The organism is Pseudomonas kulmbachensis, from assembly GCF_963681935.1.
GTDB classification, from domain to species: domain Bacteria; phylum Pseudomonadota; class Gammaproteobacteria; order Pseudomonadales; family Pseudomonadaceae; genus Aquipseudomonas; species Aquipseudomonas kulmbachensis.
The window spans coordinates 1,322,952-1,340,194 of sequence record NZ_OY817088.1; the positions used below are offsets into that span (position 1 = coordinate 1,322,952).

The following is a 17,243-nucleotide window of genomic DNA, read 5'->3' on the forward strand; positions in this document are numbered from 1 at the left end:
TCCGTTCAGGCCAGGTGGCAGTGTAGCCACTTGGTGCCTGGCAAATCTTTGAAAATTTGCCATCAATTTTCGATTATCGGTCCCGCTAAAGTCCGTGCCGGTTGCCCGCAGTGGCTCAATCTTGAATAATCAATGATTGAGAATTACTTGCAGACGCTAATGAATCCCGTAGCTGTTAGCCCCTCGCGCCTTCTGGCTATTGAAGACGACCCCATTTTGGGCGCCTATCTGCAAGAGCAGTTGGTGCGCAGCGGGTTTGACGTAATCTGGTGCCAGAACGGCCAGGAGGGGTTGACCCGTGCCCGCCAAGAGCACTTTGATGTGGTGCTGATGGATATCCTGCTGCCCGGCATGAATGGCTTGCAGGTGCTGACGCAATTGCGCCAGACCCACGCCTTGCCGGTGATCCTGATGTCCGCGCTGGGCGCCGAGGCCGACCGCATCAGCGGCTTTCAGCTGGGGGCCGATGACTACCTGCCCAAGCCGTTCAGCATGGCTGAGCTGCGGGTGCGCATCCAGGCCATCCTGCGTCGCGTGGCCCTGGACCGCATGCCTGGTGCCCGGGTTCCGGAGGATCAACCTCCGGCCGACAGCGGGCTGCTGTTCGACGAAGATGCGTGCGATGTGCGCTGTGGCGAGCAATGGGCCGGGTTTACCCGCAGCGAATACCGCCTGTTCGATACCCTGCAACGTAATGCCGACGAAGTGTTGAGCAAGGCGTTTCTCTATCAGCAGGTGCTGCAACGCGGCTATGCAGCCCATGATCGTAGCCTGGACATGCATATCAGCCAGATCCGGCGAAAACTCAAAACCATCGGCTACCACCAGCGTGAAGTGCGCACCGTGTGGGGCAAGGGTTATGTCTTGAGCGCCAGCGATGCCCTGTAAGGTGCCCGGCAAAAAATCGGTGTTCTGGAAGCTGGCATGTTTGCTGGTGGTCTTCTGTCTGTTGATGATTTGGCTCAGTTGGTCCTGGGGCCGCTACATGGACAAACGCACCGGGTTTTTATCCGAGCAGGCCCACGGCACGCTGGTGCGCTATGCCGGTGAGGCTGAACGCGCCTGGGAGACCGGCCAGCAAACGGGGGTCGATCAGTGGCTACAGGCGATGGGGCACAAGGAACCCGGCTGGGTCGGAGTGATTGGCCAGGATTTGCAATCGCTTAGCAGCTACCCGCTGAATGATCGTGAAAGTGAGCGTTTGACATTTTTGCGCGGTCTGGACTGGCCCATCAGCCATATCAAGACGGCCCGCCCGTGGATCAAGGTGCCATTTCCCAAGGATCCATCGGCGGGCAGCCTGGTGATCGAATTGCCGCAGCGCTTTATGCCGGGGCGTTCACAAGTACTCTGGCGGATCGTTACAAACGGCGTGATTCCCGGCTTGCTGACGTTACTGCTGTGCGTGGGCCTGTACCGCGTACTGATCGTGCCGCTGAACCATTTGCGCGAGCAGGCCAACGCTTGGCGGGCCGATCAGTTGGGGGCCCGGCTGTCGAGCCAGACCACCAGCCGTCAGGATGAGCTAGGCGAACTGGCCCGTGCCTTCGATCAAATGTCCGAGCGCTTGCAAAGCACCGTGAGCCAGCAACAGCAATTGCTCCGCGATCTGTCCCATGAACTGCGCACGCCCTTGAGCCGACTGCGGGTGGCATGTGACAGCGAGCAAGACCTCGAGGCCCTGCGTGAGCGCTTGAGCCGTGAAGTTGACGGCATGCAGCGGCTGGTTGAAGACACCCTGCAATTGGCCTGGCTGGATGCCGAGCGCGGGCCGTTGCCGGTCGAGGACATTCAGGTACAGGCGCTGTGGGAGATGTTGACTGAAAATGCCCGTTTCGAAAGCGGCTGGCCGCAATCGAGGTTGCCCTGCCTTGTCGATGAGCAATGCTGGGTGCGTGGGCACCTTAATAGCCTGGCCCAGGCCCTGGAGAACATCCTGCGCAATGCCATCCGGCATTCGCCGCCCGAGGGTATTGTCAGTCTTGGCGGGCAGCGCGAAGGCGACATGTGGCACCTATGGCTCGATGATCAGGGTGGTGGCGTGGCGCCTGAAGAGCTGGAGCGGATTTTTGCGCCTTTTACCCGCCTTGATGGTTCACGCCCTGGCGATGGTGGCTTTGGCCTGGGTTTGAGCATTGCGCGCAATGCGTTGCGGTTGCAGGGCGGAAGTTTGTGGGCCGAGAACCACGGGGCAGGGTTGCGGGTGCATATCCGGCTGCCGGTAAAGTTGCCTCTGTAGCCGCTGCCGTAGGCTGCGATAAGGTCTGCAGGACCTTCTGCTTCAGGGGCTGCTGCGCAACCCATCGCAGCCTTCGGCAGCGGCTACAGAGTATCTACAAGGGAGCTAAGGGTGCCCTTATAGCTTTTAGCCATAAGCTTCGTACTTTGCGTGATATGGGCTGTCGGCGTTTGTCGGTATGATGTGCGGCCCCGCGGTCTGGATTGCGAATACGCCATGACATTGCAGTACCCAACTATCGCCGATTGCGTCGGCAACACGCCTCTGGTGCGCTTGCAGCGCCTGGCAGGAAACACCACCAATACCTTGTTGCTCAAGCTCGAAGGGAATAACCCTGCAGGCTCGGTCAAGGACCGCCCGGCTCTGTCGATGATTGCTCGCGCTGAAGGGCGCGGTCAGATCCAGGCCGGCGATACCCTGATCGAAGCCACCTCGGGCAATACCGGGATTGCACTGGCCATGGCTGCAGCGATCAAGGGCTACAAGATGATCTTGATCATGCCTGACAATTCCAGCGCCGAACGCAAGGCAGCCATGACTGCCTATGGTGCCGAGTTGATTCTGGTCAGTCAGGAAGAGGGCATGGAAGGCGCTCGCGACCTGGCCGACAAGATGCAGGCCGAAGGCCTGGGCATCGTGCTCGATCAGTTCGCCAACGGTGATAACCCTGAGGCGCACTACACCGGCACCGGTCCGGAAATCTGGCGTCAGACCAACGGTACGATCACCCACTTCATCAGCTCGATGGGCACCACCGGTACCATCATGGGCGTGTCGCGCTACCTCAAGGAGCAGAACCCGGGCGTGCAGATCGTCGGTTTGCAGCCGATGGAAGGTGCTGCCATTCCGGGTATCCGCCGCTGGCCGACCGAGTACCTGCCGAAAATCTATCAAGCCGACCGCGTTGACCGCATCGTTGATATGGCCCAGCGCGAAGCCGAAGACGTCACCCGGCGCCTGGCCCGTGAAGAAGGCATCTTCTGTGGTGTGTCCTCGGGCGGGGCGGTGGCAGCAATGCTGCGCCTTAACCAGGAAGTCGAAAACGCGGTGATGGTCGCGATCATTTGTGACCGTGGCGACCGTTATCTGTCGACCGGCATTTACGATGCGCCCAACTGATGGCCAAGCAAGAGAGAGGCCTGCGCTTCCAGCCTGCTGGCGGCACCAAGGCTGCGCAAGTGCCTGCGGGCAAAAAACAGCGTTTGAACATCGAGCGTTTGGCCAACGACGGCCGGGGTATTGCCTTTATTGAAGGGCGTACCTGGTTTGTGTCGGGGGCACTGGCCGGTGAAGAAGTTGAAGCGCGGGTATTGGGCGCTCACGGCAAAATCGTAGAAGCCCGAACCGAGCGAGTGTTCAAGGCCAGCGACATGCGGCGCGTGGCTCCCTGTGCCCATGCGGGCAAGTGTGGCGGTTGCAGCGTGCAGCATTTGCCCCATGAGGAGCAGCTTGCACTGAAACAGCGCATGTTGGCCGAGCAGCTGTCTCGTGTGGCGGGTGTCGAACCTCAAGAGTGGGCGCCGCCCCTGACCGGCCCCGAGTTTGGTTACCGCCGCCGGGCGCGTATTGCAGTGCGTTGGGATGCGCGGGCCAAGCATCTTGAAGTGGGTTTCCGAGCCGCCGGTAGCCAGGATATCGTGGCGATTGATCACTGTTTGGTCCTGGTACAGGCCTTGCAACCTATCATGACGGGGCTGCCCGCCATGTTGCGGCAACTGGGTAACCCCAAGGCCCTGGGCCATGTGGAGTTGTTCAGCGGTTCAGCGATTGCGGTTTTGCTGCGGCACATGGCACCGCTCACCGATGCCGACATGAAGGTCTTGCAGGATTTTTGCCGTACCCATGATGCCCAACTGTGGCTGCATGGCGAAGGCGAGCCACAGCCGGTCGATTTGACTCAGACCCTGGGCTACCGACTGGAGCAGTGGGATCTGGGGCTGGCGTATCGTCCCGGTGATTTTGTTCAGGTCAATGCTGGCGTCAATGAAGCCATGGTGGCTCAAGCAATTAAGTGGCTTGCACCACAAGCTGACGAACGGATTCTTGACTTGTTCTGTGGGCTGGGTAACTTCGCATTACCACTGGCGCAACAGGTGCGCGAAGTGGTGGCCGTGGAAGGTATTGCGACCATGGTCGAACGCGCAGCGCAAAACGCGGTCAGTAACAACCTGCATAATGCAGCGTTTTTTCAGGCTGACTTGTCGCAGCCGCTGGTAGATGCAGCCTGGGCCAAAGAGGGTTTTTGTGCCGTGCTTCTCGACCCGCCCCGCGACGGCGCCTATGAAGTGGTGCGCAAGCTGTCTGGCCTGGGGGCCAAACGTTTGGTGTATGTGTCGTGCAACCCGGCCACGCTGGCGCGCGACACGGTTGAGTTGATGAAACAGGGTTACCGGTTAAAACGTGCCGGAATTCTCGATATGTTTCCGCAAACCGCGCATGTCGAGGCGATGGCGTTATTTGAAGCAGACTAGGACGGTCTGTCTATTTCGACGGGCCCGCAACCCGCGCAGTTATGCCCTGTAGCGTGCGGTTGGGATTAGGGCCTGTGATTTCGGCGCACTAGATGTGCGCTGTAGGGAAGGTAAGCAAGATGGTACAGGTCAGAGCACACCAGCCGATCAACACCGATGGCAGTCTCAACCTCGAGGCATGGCTCGATCATGCGGTGAGTGTCGATGTGGCGCTGGACCGTGAAGCCTTGAAAGAAGCGTGCGAGTTTGCACGCGAGGCCGAGCAGCAAGCCAATGCCGCGAAAAACCTGTGGGCCGAGGGCACATCAAGCTTTCGCACCGGGTTGGAAATCGCCGAGATCCTGGCCGATCTGAAACTGGATCAGGACTCTCTGGTTGCCGCGATTCTCTATCGTTGCGTGCGCGAAGGGCAGGTGCTGTTGCCTGCCGTCAGCCAGCGCTTCGGCCCCGTGGTGGCCAAACTGATTGATGGCGTATTGCGCATGGCCGCCATCAGCGCCAGCCTCAGCCCTCGACAATCCATGGTGCTGGGGACTCAGGGCCAGGTCGAAAACCTGCGCAAGATGCTGGTCGCGATGGTTGATGACGTGCGGGTTGCACTGATCAAGCTGGCCGAGCGTACCTGTGCGATTCGCGCCGTCAAAAATGCCCCGGACGAGAAGCGCAACCGCGTCGCCCGTGAGGTGTTCGATATTTATGCGCCATTGGCGCACCGCTTGGGCATTGGTCATATCAAGTGGGAGCTGGAGGACTTGTCCTTCCGCTACCTCGAGCCCGAGCAGTACAAACAGATTGCCACCTTGCTCCATGAGCGCCGCCTTGACCGCGAGCGCTTTATCAGTGAAGTGATGAACCAGCTGCGTACCGAACTGGTGGCCACCGGGGTTGATGCGGATATCAGCGGCCGGGCCAAGCACATCTATTCCATCTGGCGCAAAATGCAGCGCAAGGGTCTGGCCTTCAGCCAGATCTATGACGTGCGTGCGGTACGGGTGCTGGTGCCGGAAATGCGCGACTGCTACACCGCGCTCGGCATTGTCCATACTTTGTGGCGCCACATCCCCAAGGAGTTTGACGACTACATCGCCAACCCCAAGGAGAACGGCTACCGCTCGCTGCACACCGCTGTGATCGGGCCTGAAGGCAAGGTACTGGAGGTGCAGATTCGCACCCACGCCATGCACGAAGAGGCCGAGCTGGGGGTTTGTGCGCACTGGCGCTACAAGGGCACCGACGTCAAAGCCGGTTCCAACCAGTACGAAGAGAAAATCTCCTGGTTGCGCCAAGTGCTTGAATGGCACGAAGAGCTGGGTGATATCGGCGGCCTGGCCGATCAATTGCGGGTCGATATCGAGCCTGATCGGGTGTACATCTTTACCCCGGACGGTCATGCCATTGACCTGCCCAAGGGCGCGACGCCGCTGGACTTCGCGTACCGGGTGCACACCGAAATTGGCCATAACTGCCGTGGTGCCAAGATCAACGGGCGCATTGTGCCGCTCAACTACAGCCTGCAAACCGGTGAACAGGTCGAGATCATCACCAGCAAGCACGGCACGCCTAGCCGCGACTGGCTGAACCCGAACCTGGGCTACATCACCACCTCGCGGGCACGGGCGAAGATCGTTCACTGGTTCAAGTTGCAGGCTCGCGACCAAAACGTCGCCGCCGGCAAAACCATGCTCGAGCGCGAACTGGGCCGTTTGGGCCTGCCTGCGGTGGACTACGAGAAGCTCGCCGACAAAGCCAACATGAGAACCGCCGAGGACATGTATGCGGCGCTCGGTGCCGGTGATTTGCGTCTGGCGCAACTGATCAATCTGGCGCAGCAACAGGTCGAGCCGGAGCGCGGCAGCGAGCAGATGGAGCTGATCCCGCGCAAGGCCACGGGCTACAAGCCGGGCAAGCGCGGCGACATCCAGATCGAAGGCGTCGGCAACCTGCTGACCCAGATGGCTGGCTGCTGCCAACCGTTGCCGGGGGATGCAATTGTCGGTTACATCACCCAGGGCCGTGGCGTGAGTATTCACCGTCAGGACTGCGCCTCGGTACTGCAACTGGGCGGCCGTGAGCCGGAGCGGATGATTCAGGTCAGCTGGGGGCCGATACCGGTCTCGACGTATCCGGTCGATATTGAAATCCGTGCCTACGACCGTTCCGGTCTGCTGCGAGATGTGTCGCAGGTACTGCTCAACGAGCGGATCAACGTGCTGGCGGTCAATACCCGCTCGAACAAGGAAAACAACACCGCGTTGATGACCTTGACCATCGAGATTCCGGGGCTGGACGCGCTGGGGCGTTTGCTGGGGCGTATCTCGCAATTGCCAAACATCATCGAAACCCGCCGGATCGGGCGCAGCGAAGCACGCTGATCTGTAGCCGCTGCCGCAGGATGCGATAAGGGCCGAAGGATCTTCTCTCTCAATTCGATGGAGGGGGTCGCTACGCAACCCATCGCTGCCTGCGGCAGCGGCTACAGGTTTTATCCAAAGGGATTACTGATGTACAACCTCGACGACCTGCTGCACCTCATGGCCCGCCTGCGTGACCCGCAGTACGGTTGCCCGTGGGATATCAAACAAACGTATGCCACTATCGTGCCTTACACCCTTGAAGAGGCCTACGAGGTCGCTGACGCCATTGAACGCGGCGATTTCGAGCATTTGCAGGGTGAGTTGGGCGATTTGTTGTTCCAGGTGGTGTATTACAGCCAACTGGCCCGCGAAGAAGGCCGTTTTGAATTCGCCGGGGTCATCGATAGCATCACCCGCAAGCTGATCCGCCGTCATCCCCATGTGTTCCCCACCGGCGATCTGTATGCGCCGCTGGATGTGCCACGCCTGAGCGAAGAGCAGGTAAAGCAGCGCTGGGATGAAATCAAGGCCGAGGAGCGCGCAGAAAAGTCCGCCGCCCCCGAGCAGTTGTCGTTGCTCGATGATGTTCCGGCGGCGCTGCCTGCCTTGTCCCGCGCGGCCAAGTTGCAAAAACGTGCTGCCCAGGTCGGCTTTGACTGGCCAGCCGCGTTGCCGGTACTGGACAAGGTCCGCGAGGAGCTGGACGAAGTGCTGGAAGCGATGGCCGATAACGATTCGGCGGCCATCCATGACGAAATTGGCGACCTGCTGTTTTCCGTGGTCAACCTGGCCCGGCACCTCAAAGTGGACCCTGAAACCGCCTTGCGTGGCGCCAATGCAAAATTTGATCGACGTTTCCGGTTTATCGAGCAGGCATTGCGCGATACCCTGCGTCCCATTGAAAGTTGCACCCTTGAAGACCTGGACGCCCTGTGGGGCGAAGCCAAGCGCCAGGAAAAGAATTTGCCCAGCTGCGGCTGAGTTTGCCTAAGTGAGTAAGTAGATGAGCATTTCCCTACGCGACCAGTTGCTCAAAGCCGGACTGGTTAACGAGAAGCAGGCCAAGCAGGCCGGTAAAGAAAAGCAGAAGCAGCAGCGTCTGGCCCATAAAGGCCAGATCGAACTGGACGACACTCAGCAGCGTCTGGCTGCCGAAGCCAAGGCCGAGAAGGTCAAGCGCGACCAGGAGCTGAACCGTCAGCAACAGGAAAAGGTCGAGCAAAAGGCCCGCGCCGCCCAGATCAAGCAATTGATCGAAGTCTCGCGCCTGCCCAAGCTGACTACCGAGGATTACTACAACTTCGTTGATGACAAGAAGGTCAAGCGCCTGTCGGTCAACACGTTGATGCGTAACAAGCTGGCCAATGGCTCGCTGGCGATCGTGCAGCACCAGGGCGGTTACGAAGTCATTCCGCGTGAGGCGGCGCTGAAGATCCAGGAACGCGATCCGCGTCGGATCGTGCAGTTGAACATCCTGGTCGAGCCGAAAACCCCGGAAGAAGACGATCCGTACGCGGCTTATCAGATCCCTGACGATTTGATGTGGTAACACTCAAAACCCGTGGGAGCGAGCCTGCTCGCGAACGCTTTCGCGAGCAGGCTCGCTCCCACAGAGTTTTGCGTTAGCGCATAACAAAACAAACCCCGCTTCGGCGGGGTTTGTGTTTTTCAAGACTGTAGTTGCAGTAGTTCAGGCTTGGTGTTTCTGCGCTTCCAGCTTTTCCAGCTCAGCCTTGTAGCTGTGAGCGTCGCTTTCGCGGTGGAACATACCAACCAGTACGTCTTCTTGATGTACATCCCACAGGTGTACACCGTGGGCTACCAGCTGGTGAAACATACGTGAATCGTCGCGCTCAGTTACTTTGATAGTCATCTGCTTGCTCCAAATTCTGATAAGGGCCTGCGGCAAGGCGTCGCAGGACTTCTTTATAGAATCTGTTAGCTTCCTAAGTAAATAGCTAATTGTCGGGCTGTCATGTCGTTAAAAACCGCAAAACTCTGCAGCCCTTGAAAGACGGGGTGTTTACGGATTTTGCCGATAGTTTTATGACAAAAGTTTCATGTTTTAGGGCTATTTTAAGGCCCAAAAAAACCCCGCCGAAGCGAGGTTTTGTCTTACAGCTTGCAGCTAAAGGCTTGTCGCTTAGTTGCCCTTGACCGTTTTGCCATTCACCGTGCCGTCCAGCAGCATGATGTTGTATTCCTTGCCGTCTTTTTCGACCTGGCGCAGTTTGACCAGCAGCGAATCCCAGTTCTTGGCGAACCACATTTCAGTGATGCGCTTGTTCTGCGTCGGATCGCGTACGCGCTCAACCTTGATAGCGTCTACCTTGCCCGCCTTGGTTTCGACCACTTCAGGGCCGATCACACGAAAGTCATAGGTGTCTACGTCGTTACCATCAACCACCTGGTAGCTCATGGACTTTTTACCGGCCTCTACATCACGCTGCAGCGCCAGCTGGTAGGTGGATTTGTCGAGCATGCCAGTCAGTAGCGGCACTTTGACTGCGTCGCCCTGATCGGTGCCAGTGACCATTTTGGTCGCCCAGTCGAAATCCAGGTCGATCTTTTTCGCTTTGCCCAGACCGCCACGTTCAAAGTGGTAGGTCAGCGGGATCAGCGTGTTTTTCTCGATCTTGAGGGTGCTTTCTTCGTTCAGACTGGCCACCAGCATCGAAGCCTTGAAGTTCAAGGTCCAGACACCGTTGTCGCTTTTGGTCAGGCTACGCTCGGCGGAGCCGCTCATTGGCAACTGTTTCCAGTCGGCGGTATAGCTGGCCTTGAAAGGCTGAAGATCGGCCGCCTGGACTGCTGGGAACGCCAGCAGGCCAAGGGCGAGAAACAGGGCACGACGCATAAGTTCTCCTAGGTTCGTATCAAGTGGCCGCTGGCCGCGAGTAATTGACCGTCCAATAATGCGCCTTGCTCGTCAAGTGACAAGCGACCTTCGGCAAACCAGCGCACTGCAAGCGGATAAATCCGGTGTTCCTGGGTGTGAACCCGTTGCGCCAGACTGTGCGGCGAGTCATCGGACTCTACCGGTATCACTGCCTGTACGACCAGAGGTCCGCCATCGAGTTCCTCGGTCACAAAGTGCACGCTGCAGCCGTGCTCGCGATCTCCCGCTTCCAGCGCCCGCTGATGCGTGTGCAAGCCTTTGTATTTGGGCAGCAGCGAGGGGTGGATGTTGAGCAGGCGACCCTGATAGTGACGTACGAAGTCTGCGCTGAGAATGCGCATGAATCCGGCCAGAACCACCAGTTTCGGATTGAATTCGTCGATGACCTTGATCAGTGCAGCATCGAAGGCCTCGCGGCCCTCGAATGCTTTGTGATCCAGTACGCGGGTATCGATACCCGCGTCTTTGGCGCGTTGCAGGCCGTAGGCATCTGCGCGGTTGGAGATTACCGCGCGGATTGTTGCCGGGCTGGCCTTGACGTCATCGCTGTCGATCAAGGCCTGCAAGTTGCTGCCGGTGCCGGAAAGCAGCACCACTACATCACAGGTATCAGGCATTAGTGCGCCTTGAGGTTTTGCAGCTCAACTTGTGGAGCGCCTTCGGCGGCCGTTGCAATCTGGCCAATGACCCAAGGTTGCTCGCCTGCTTCGCGCAGTACGTTCAGCGCGGTTTCAACGTCAGCCTGAGCCACGCAGATCACCATGCCAACGCCGCAGTTCAGCACGCGATGCATTTCGTTTTCGTCCACGTTGCCTTTCTCTTGCAGCCAGTCAAAGACTGCAGGGCGCTGCCAGCTGGCAACGTCAACGACTGCTTGAGCGCCTTTTGGCAGCACGCGCGGGATGTTGTCGAGCAGGCCACCACCGGTGATGTGGGCCATGGCCTTAACAACGCCGGTGTCCTTGATCAGCTTGAGCAGCGGCTTGACGTAGATACGGGTCGGCGCCATCAGCAGGTCGGTCAGCGGCTTGCCGTCGAGCTGGATGTTTTCGATGTCGGCACCGGACACTTCGATGATTTTGCGGATCAGCGAGTAACCGTTGGAGTGCGGGCCCGAAGATGGCAGGGCGAGCAGAGCATCACCGGCAGCAACCTTGGAACCGTCGATGATTTCGGATTTTTCTACAACACCGACGCAGAAACCGGCCAGGTCGTAGTCTTCGCCTTCGTACATGCCTGGCATTTCAGCGGTTTCGCCGCCTACCAGCGAGCAACCGGACAGTTCGCAGCCAGCGCCGATACCGGTAACCACTTGGGTCGCGGTTTCTACGTTGAGCTTGCCGGTGGCGTAGTAGTCGAGGAAGAACAGAGGCTCTGCGCCGCATACGATCAGGTCGTTAACGCACATGGCAACCAGATCGATACCGATGCTGTCGTGTTTGTTCAGGTTCAGTGCCAGGCGCAGCTTGGTGCCAACGCCGTCAGTGCCGGAAACCAGTACAGGCTGCTTGTAGCCAGCCGGGATTTCGCAGAGGGCGCCAAAACCGCCGAGGCCGCCCATCACTTCCGGGCGTGCAGTGCGCTTGGCCACGCTCTTGATGCGTTCGACCAATGCTTCACCGGCGTCGATGTCTACACCGGCGTCTTTGTAGCTCAGGGATGGTTGCTTGCTCATAATCCAGGCCTTTAGGGGGGATTCGGGGGTATCGACCGAGTTCAGCGGGCAGGCTTGCAAGTGCTCAATGATTGCAACAGAGCAATTGCAGGGTGTCCGGCTGTTGGCGGTCTGCGAAGGCGCGCGATTTTATCAGGCTTGAGGGGCAGCGGCCATCCTCGGGCCGACAGGCAGGGTTATATCTGTCGAAAAAAACCTTTTTTAGTCGTACTTGGGTCTGCGCGCGGGCCTGTATAAGGTATAGCTAATTGGTTTTGAGTTTTTATGACCGCATGAAAACTGCGAGATGAGCGTGAATGATTCGGCTGTGGCCGTGTCTGAAGTGTGTTCGAGTGTTTTTATGGCGTCCTTTCCAGGCTGCTTTTTGTCATCGGGAATTTTTCATGCGTTTTAGTCAATTTTTAGCCGTGGGCTGTTTGTCATTTTTTAGCCTGGCGAGTCATGCCGAAATTCTGACGGGTCTTTATCAGGTGCATGAGCCGGTCACCAGTCAATCGCCGGATGAGCGTACCCAGGCCACGCAAAAGGCCTTGGAAACCCTGGTGCTTCGTCTTACCGGGGACGCCAAGGCGATTCAAAGCCCGGGGCTTGAGGCGATTCGCAAGGATCCGCAGCAAATCATCAGCCGCTACGGCTATGACGCGGGGCCGCCGGAAAGCCTGCAGGTGGACTTCGACCCGGTGAGTACTGATCGTGCGTTGCGCCAGGCCGGTCTGTCGTTGTGGGGCAGTAACCGTCCGGCATTGCTCGGCTGGTGGTTGAACGACTCGGTCGATGGTTCGAGCCTGGTCGGTGACGGTCAATCAGCGGCAGAGCCATTGCGCCGAGCGGCGCAGCATCGCGGATTGCCGTTGCGCCTGCCGTTGGCAGATTTGAGTGAACAGCTGGTGGGTACAGCAGAAAATCTTGAGGGCAGCAATCCTGCACCTTTAAAGGACGCTTCCGAGCGCTATGGCGCGGATGCGCTGCTGGCGGTGCATGCGCATGATGACGCCGGACAGTGGAGCGCCAAGTGGCGTCTGTGGGTCGGTGATCAGCAGGAGCAAGGCAGCGCTCAGGCTTCCGATCAAGCTGCGCTGGCCGATGCCGTGATGCTTGCAGTGAGTCAGCGTCTGGCCCCGCGTTATGCGGTGAAGCCCGGGGTTTCCTCCGAGCAGTTGCTCGAAGTTCAGGGCATGACGCTGCAACGCTATGCGCAGCTTGGGCATTTGCTGGAACCCTTCGGCGCGCAACTAAAGAGTGTCGACGGTGATCGTATTGTGTATCTGGTAAACGGCAGTACTGAGCAATTGCGTTCGCAGCTGGGGTTGGCGCAGTTGCAGGAAGTGCCTGCCGGTCAGGTGTCTTCCGGGGCTGACGCAGGGCAAGCGCCCGGTGTGACGCCAGCGCCAGCGGCGCAACTGCGGTTTCGCTGGTAGGTTTTGATCTTCTTTATATAAGGATGGGGTAGCTCATGGCAGATTCGCGACGGTGGGTGTGGTGGGGTGTGGCGCTGGGGTTCGTCCTGTTTGTGTATTTCCTGCACCCGATACTTACGCCTTTTCTGGTCGCGATCGTTCTGGCCTATATGTTCGACCCTGTGGTTGATCGGCTGGAAAGGCTCGGGCTTTCAAGAACCTGGGGCACGATCACGGTTTTCACGTTGTTCACTGTCATTTTGATGACATTGCTGCTGGTGTTGGTACCGCTGCTGGCCAAGCAACTGTTGAAGCTCTACCAATTGGCGCCGCAGGTTCTCGACTGGTTGCAGCACACGGCAATGCCGTGGGTGCAAGCCAAGCTCGGCCTGAGCGACAGTTTCTGGAAGTTCGACAAGATCAAGGCGGCAATCACCGAGAACATGGGGCAGGCCACTGACATCGTCGGTATCGTCCTGTCGCAGGCAACGGCTTCCAGCTTGGTGTTGATCGGCCTTTTGGCAAATCTGGTGTTGATTCCGGTGGTGGCGTTTTACCTGCTGCGCGACTGGAACATCATGATGGCCAGGATTCGCGACCTGTTGCCGCGTTCACGGGCCGACCAGATTGTGTCGCTGGCCAAAGAATGTCACGACGTGCTCGGCGCATTCGTGCGTGGCCAGTTGCTGGTGATGCTGGCGTTGGGCGTGATCTATTCCGCCGGTTTGATGCTGGTAGGGCTTGAGTTAGGGCTGTTGATCGGCTTGATGGCCGGTCTGGCGGCCATCGTGCCCTACATGGGGTTTATTATCGGTATCGGTGCTGCCCTGGTAGCCGGGTTGTTCCAGTTTGGTGGCGACTTGTATCCCATGATCGGCATTGTCGTGGTGTTTATGGTTGGCCAGGCACTGGAGGGTATGGTGCTGACGCCGCTGCTGGTGGGCGACCGAATTGGCCTGCACCCGGTGGCGGTGATCTTTGCGATCCTGGCGGGGGGTGAGCTGTTCGGTTTTACCGGGGTGCTGCTGGCATTGCCGTTAGCGGCGGTGATTATGGTGCTGGTGCGCCATGTGCAGGATTTGTACAAAGACTCCCAAGTCTATAAAGGCAGTGAAGACCCTCAGTTATAACTTGGCCAATAAAAGCCCAGGGCACTGGATGACCAACGTGTAGTAGACCATTAAGTGCTCTGGTTGCATGTTGTCTTGGAAGAGCGTTACTCGTGTGTTTTTCAAGGGATGAGATACGCATGCGTAACGCTTTTTCCAGCTAGGTCATCAGAGGGCAAGGGAATAGTGATGATCTGCTCCGCTCTGGTATCAGCCAGTGTGCCTTGCGCAGGAAATGTAATGATAAATCGAGCCTCTTCAAGTTGTTGGCTCGGATCAGCACAAGTGAAATGCAGATAGCCCTCGCGCTCCTCAATTATGAAGGACACAGCATCCAACGGTGTGACTGACAGTGCGTTGCCGAGCGGGATATCGAGTTTGACGCTGGCGTCGAACAGAGTACCTATGGCTTTTGCGGGTGAGTAAAACAATGCCATATGGACAGTATCACTGTAGATCCGCTGGCACTCATTGCTGGGCACCTCGATATTGCCTAATTCGTAGGCGTACGTTCCGTGTGTACCTTTGGAGTGATTGATCCATACGGTAAATACTGGCTCTTTCAGGATGTTCAGACTTCCTGATGTATTGATCGAGCGCCAGCTACCTGATTGCTCAGCCAGTTGCAGTGTTACTTCCTGAGCATCTTCTTTTCTGAATCGATAGTAGAGCCCGTCATGCTCGATTTGCGCGATATCAGTGGAGGATATCTTAAAGGGAATGGATGGGTTAGAGCGGGATCCATCATGTAACGTTACAGTAACTTCCCCTTTCAGGCGGCATTGGTTGACCGTGGTGGTGACCGGATGAGTCGTCGTTATCGTGTTAATGGCAGAGCCCAGAAAAACAGCGCCCTCGCTCAGTGCAATGACACTTTTATGGGAGTTGGCGATCTGATTTTTTGCCAGTTTCATGCTGTTGATTCCGCAATGCCCATTGCTGGCGCCGCCGGCAAAAGGATGGCTCCCCCATGCCCTGTTTCCCCAGTTAATGAGTGGGAATTTGAAATCTGGAACCTGCTCCACCGTGGTGCCGGGGATTTTTTGCCAGTCCCAGACGGGTTGTATGTTGCGATACTCATCTCCGTGCTTGACAACGAAACAGGATCCCGTTCCCAGGTAATATCCCTTCAGGTTTTCCCCGTTTCCACTTTCAGAACCTACGCTTCTGTCCGAGATCATTTTAGCGAACAGACAAAAATTCGGGGTTATGTGGGACATGTAATCGTTGACCCAAAATACCCTGTTGCCGATGAAGTACTGATTGTCTGCCTCGTTTCCATTGGCACGGCTGATGAGTTCCAGCAAAACTTCAGGGTGCTTTGCCCCTTGGTTGATAAGTTGCTGGGCCCAACCTGCCAGCGATGAGTTTGTCGGTGTGTTTCGGCTCAGGGCCCGGCCGCAGGCATGAAAGTCATACACTTTGGCATACCCCATCCAGGCCATTCCCTGAACAAGGAACTCTTCGATCGACGTCACGGCTTCCCGGGTAAAGGAGAAGATCCCATTTGAGACTGAGATACTTTGAAATATTCTGGAAAGCAATTCCTGTCCGTAAGAAGCGCCATACAGTTGCGAGTACTTACCAGACTCTGGATTGTGCTGGCTGTAGGAGTAGTCGACACTGATTCCCTCTCCTTCTTCTTTACCGTGACGATGGACCGGAAAACAAAGTGAGGAGAGCACCTGGTAGGCCGCATAAGTGTTTCCAAGCTCTGCGCTGTCCGCAGATGTTTTCCATGCGGCCAAGCTCCATATCAGTTGGATAAAGCAATAGTCGGCAAGGTTGGCGCCGGTTTCGGGTGCCTCGGCGTTCGTCACCTGCCTGATGTAGTCGAAGAACATGTTCAGCTTGTTGTTGCGAACGACGGTGGACAATAGGAGAGCTGCAATCGAAGCTCTTTTTCCCAGTCCGATATTGAGATCCCACCAGTTGGCAGGGTCATAATTTTGCTGGCTGTAAAAATTCAAGGCATCGACGGCGCATTCAATATACCGCTCGGGGGCAGAAGCTTGATTTCGGGCAATATAGTTGGCAATGCTTTGCGCCCTTTGTAAGTGAGTGTAAAGAGGTGCAGGGTTAATTTTTTTCCCCGAGGGGTATTTGATATCCGAGAAACGGCCGCTGTTAAACATGGAAATCCAGTGGTCAATTTCTGATTGGCCGGGTGGGGTGGATCGCAGTTTGTAAATCAGGTCGCCATGAACCGTATTTGCGCTGGTTTTGACTTGCTCTGCGAGGGCATGCTCAAGAGTGACAGTCAATGCACTGTGAGCAGGCAGCCAGAGCGTATTTTCATAACTGCTAAACAGGGGGGTTATGAGCCTTGTTTCCAGGTTTTTTTCTCCTGCGCGCAGGAAGACACTGTTGGTATTGATGAAATGACTGAGAAAGAATGGCCAGTTATATTGGGTGGATTCACTCTTCGTTGGATGAAAGGTCAACGTCTCAAGTATGTGCCCGGTCGAACTGTCTTTCACTTTGATGATGATGGAGGAGTCTGGCAGCAAGTTGGCTGCTGATTCAATCGATCCGGCGGTTATCCAGTTATCCAAATGACAGGCCGTCGTAAATACGCGTATGTCACACAGATTCGAATGCCAGAGCTTATTGGGATAGCCGCTGTCATGAGTTTTGAATGTCTCGCCGATTTTTTTGCCTGCACGGATTGAGTCTGAGGCTTGGTTAATCGTGTCCGAGAAAAATTTTGGCCACCTATAGTGACCCATTTGCGCATCCGAAGGCTGGTAGTGGACCAGGCTTAACACCTGACCGTTATGATTATTTATGGCGCAGGCATAGAGCGACTCACCTTTTAGTGTGTCCCGATCTGAAATGATGGATGCGCCATTCATCTCGATCCACATTTCCAGTTCATTATTCATGGGGGCCTCGGCTGGTACGGAGTGCGTGATTGGTTTTTTCGGCAGTGTGTGGTTTTAACTTTATCTGTGATTTTTCTCGGTCGGTTACTGCCAGAATTGATAGGTCCTGCAGCGATGCGTAGGCGAAAGCGCTCGTTTCGGGCGTCAAGCCGGGCGAGGAGGAGGGGTGGGGAAGGTTTTCGAAGCTGGGGGGTATCAGTGCCAGCTCGCAATC

At 57.1% G+C, this 17,243-nt stretch carries 14 protein-coding genes; 9 read left to right on the forward strand and 5 right to left on the reverse strand.

Features of this window, described 5'->3' with window-relative positions; translation table 11 throughout:
* Positions 1-159: 159 nt before the first annotated feature.
* The 7 genes from U5A05_RS06175 to U5A05_RS06205 all read left to right on the forward strand — a co-directional run bounded on the left by U5A05_RS06175 (position 160) and on the right by U5A05_RS06205 (position 8,613).
* Complete coding sequence (locus U5A05_RS06175; protein ID WP_261741263.1) at positions 160-888, forward strand: response regulator transcription factor; 729 nt, start codon at positions 160-162, stop codon at positions 886-888.
* Positions 878-2,239: a sensor histidine kinase gene (locus U5A05_RS06180; RefSeq protein WP_261741264.1), complete on the forward strand. Its 1,362-nt coding sequence runs from the start codon at positions 878-880 to the stop codon at positions 2,237-2,239. Before U5A05_RS06175 ends, U5A05_RS06180 begins: the two co-directional genes overlap by 11 nt.
* A gap of 216 nt (positions 2,240-2,455) precedes the next feature.
* A complete protein-coding gene (cysM, locus tag U5A05_RS06185; protein ID WP_261741265.1) occupies positions 2,456-3,358 on the forward strand; it encodes a cysteine synthase CysM in 903 nt (300 codons plus the stop codon).
* The gene (rlmD, locus tag U5A05_RS06190) at positions 3,358-4,710 is read left to right on the forward strand and encodes a 23S rRNA (uracil(1939)-C(5))-methyltransferase RlmD (RefSeq protein WP_321835948.1); all 1,353 of its coding nucleotides are present in this window, start codon (positions 3,358-3,360) and stop codon (positions 4,708-4,710) included. The genes cysM and rlmD overlap by 1 nt, the downstream gene beginning before the upstream one ends.
* A gap of 119 nt (positions 4,711-4,829) precedes the next feature.
* Entirely contained in the window at positions 4,830-7,082 is a 2,253-nt protein-coding gene (relA, locus tag U5A05_RS06195) for a GTP diphosphokinase (RefSeq protein WP_261741267.1), read from the forward strand.
* Between the two features lie 129 nt (positions 7,083-7,211).
* Positions 7,212-8,045, forward strand: a complete 834-nt coding sequence (gene mazG, locus U5A05_RS06200) for a nucleoside triphosphate pyrophosphohydrolase (protein ID WP_261741268.1) — start codon at positions 7,212-7,214, stop codon at positions 8,043-8,045.
* A gap of 22 nt (positions 8,046-8,067) precedes the next feature.
* Complete coding sequence (locus U5A05_RS06205) at positions 8,068-8,613, forward strand: DUF2058 domain-containing protein (protein ID WP_019827734.1); 546 nt, start codon at positions 8,068-8,070, stop codon at positions 8,611-8,613.
* A 141-nt stretch (positions 8,614-8,754) separates the two neighbouring features.
* Here U5A05_RS06205 and U5A05_RS06210 read toward each other — a convergent pair whose 3' ends face one another.
* The 4 genes from U5A05_RS06210 to purM form a co-directional block, all read right to left on the reverse strand.
* Positions 8,755-8,937 (reverse strand): hypothetical protein, encoded by a 183-nt coding sequence (locus U5A05_RS06210; protein ID WP_261741269.1) that lies wholly within the window; start codon positions 8,935-8,937, stop codon positions 8,755-8,757.
* 270 nt (positions 8,938-9,207) lie between these two features.
* Positions 9,208-9,921, reverse strand: a complete 714-nt coding sequence (locus U5A05_RS06215) for a DUF3108 domain-containing protein (RefSeq protein ID WP_261741270.1) — start codon at positions 9,919-9,921, stop codon at positions 9,208-9,210.
* Between the two features lie 8 nt (positions 9,922-9,929).
* Positions 9,930-10,580: a phosphoribosylglycinamide formyltransferase gene (gene purN / locus U5A05_RS06220; protein ID WP_261741271.1), complete on the reverse strand. Its 651-nt coding sequence runs from the start codon at positions 10,578-10,580 to the stop codon at positions 9,930-9,932.
* Entirely contained in the window at positions 10,580-11,638 is a 1,059-nt protein-coding gene (purM, locus tag U5A05_RS06225; RefSeq protein WP_321835949.1) for a phosphoribosylformylglycinamidine cyclo-ligase, read from the reverse strand. The genes purN and purM overlap by 1 nt, the downstream gene beginning before the upstream one ends.
* A gap of 383 nt (positions 11,639-12,021) precedes the next feature.
* Between purM and U5A05_RS06230 the strand changes: the two genes are divergently transcribed.
* Entirely contained in the window at positions 12,022-13,056 is a 1,035-nt protein-coding gene (locus U5A05_RS06230) for a DUF2066 domain-containing protein (RefSeq protein WP_261741272.1), read from the forward strand.
* 35 nt (positions 13,057-13,091) lie between these two features.
* Positions 13,092-14,165: an AI-2E family transporter gene (locus U5A05_RS06235; protein WP_261741273.1), complete on the forward strand. Its 1,074-nt coding sequence runs from the start codon at positions 13,092-13,094 to the stop codon at positions 14,163-14,165.
* A 101-nt stretch (positions 14,166-14,266) separates the two neighbouring features.
* Here the strand turns inward: U5A05_RS06235 and U5A05_RS06240 are convergent, their stop codons facing one another.
* On the reverse strand, positions 14,267-17,029 hold the full coding sequence (locus tag U5A05_RS06240; protein ID WP_321835950.1) for a polysaccharide lyase family 8 super-sandwich domain-containing protein: 2,763 nt from the start codon (positions 17,027-17,029) through the stop codon (positions 14,267-14,269).
* Positions 17,030-17,243 lie beyond the last annotated feature (214 nt).

What these genes read in the sequence shown, in the direction of transcription:
- U5A05_RS06175 (WP_261741263.1), top strand. Translation starts at nt 160, where the DNA reads ATGAATCCCGTAGCTGTTAGCCCCTCGCGCCTTCTGGCTATTGAAGAC.
- U5A05_RS06180 (WP_261741264.1), top strand. Translation starts at nt 878, where the DNA reads ATGCCCTGTAAGGTGCCCGGCAAAAAATCGGTGTTCTGGAAGCTGGCA.
- cysM (WP_261741265.1), top strand. Translation starts at nt 2,456, where the DNA reads ATGACATTGCAGTACCCAACTATCGCCGATTGCGTCGGCAACACGCCT.
- rlmD (WP_321835948.1), top strand. Translation starts at nt 3,358, where the DNA reads ATGGCCAAGCAAGAGAGAGGCCTGCGCTTCCAGCCTGCTGGCGGCACC.
- relA (WP_261741267.1), top strand. Translation starts at nt 4,830, where the DNA reads ATGGTACAGGTCAGAGCACACCAGCCGATCAACACCGATGGCAGTCTC.
- mazG (WP_261741268.1), top strand. Translation starts at nt 7,212, where the DNA reads ATGTACAACCTCGACGACCTGCTGCACCTCATGGCCCGCCTGCGTGAC.
- U5A05_RS06205 (WP_019827734.1), top strand. Translation starts at nt 8,068, where the DNA reads ATGAGCATTTCCCTACGCGACCAGTTGCTCAAAGCCGGACTGGTTAAC.
- U5A05_RS06210 (WP_261741269.1), bottom strand. Translation starts at nt 8,937, where the DNA reads ATGACTATCAAAGTAACTGAGCGCGACGATTCACGTATGTTTCACCAG.
- U5A05_RS06215 (WP_261741270.1), bottom strand. Translation starts at nt 9,921, where the DNA reads ATGCGTCGTGCCCTGTTTCTCGCCCTTGGCCTGCTGGCGTTCCCAGCA.
- purN (WP_261741271.1), bottom strand. Translation starts at nt 10,580, where the DNA reads ATGCCTGATACCTGTGATGTAGTGGTGCTGCTTTCCGGCACCGGCAGC.
- purM (WP_321835949.1), bottom strand. Translation starts at nt 11,638, where the DNA reads ATGAGCAAGCAACCATCCCTGAGCTACAAAGACGCCGGTGTAGACATC.
- U5A05_RS06230 (WP_261741272.1), top strand. Translation starts at nt 12,022, where the DNA reads ATGCGTTTTAGTCAATTTTTAGCCGTGGGCTGTTTGTCATTTTTTAGC.
- U5A05_RS06235 (WP_261741273.1), top strand. Translation starts at nt 13,092, where the DNA reads ATGGCAGATTCGCGACGGTGGGTGTGGTGGGGTGTGGCGCTGGGGTTC.
- U5A05_RS06240 (WP_321835950.1), bottom strand. Translation starts at nt 17,029, where the DNA reads ATGAATAATGAACTGGAAATGTGGATCGAGATGAATGGCGCATCCATC.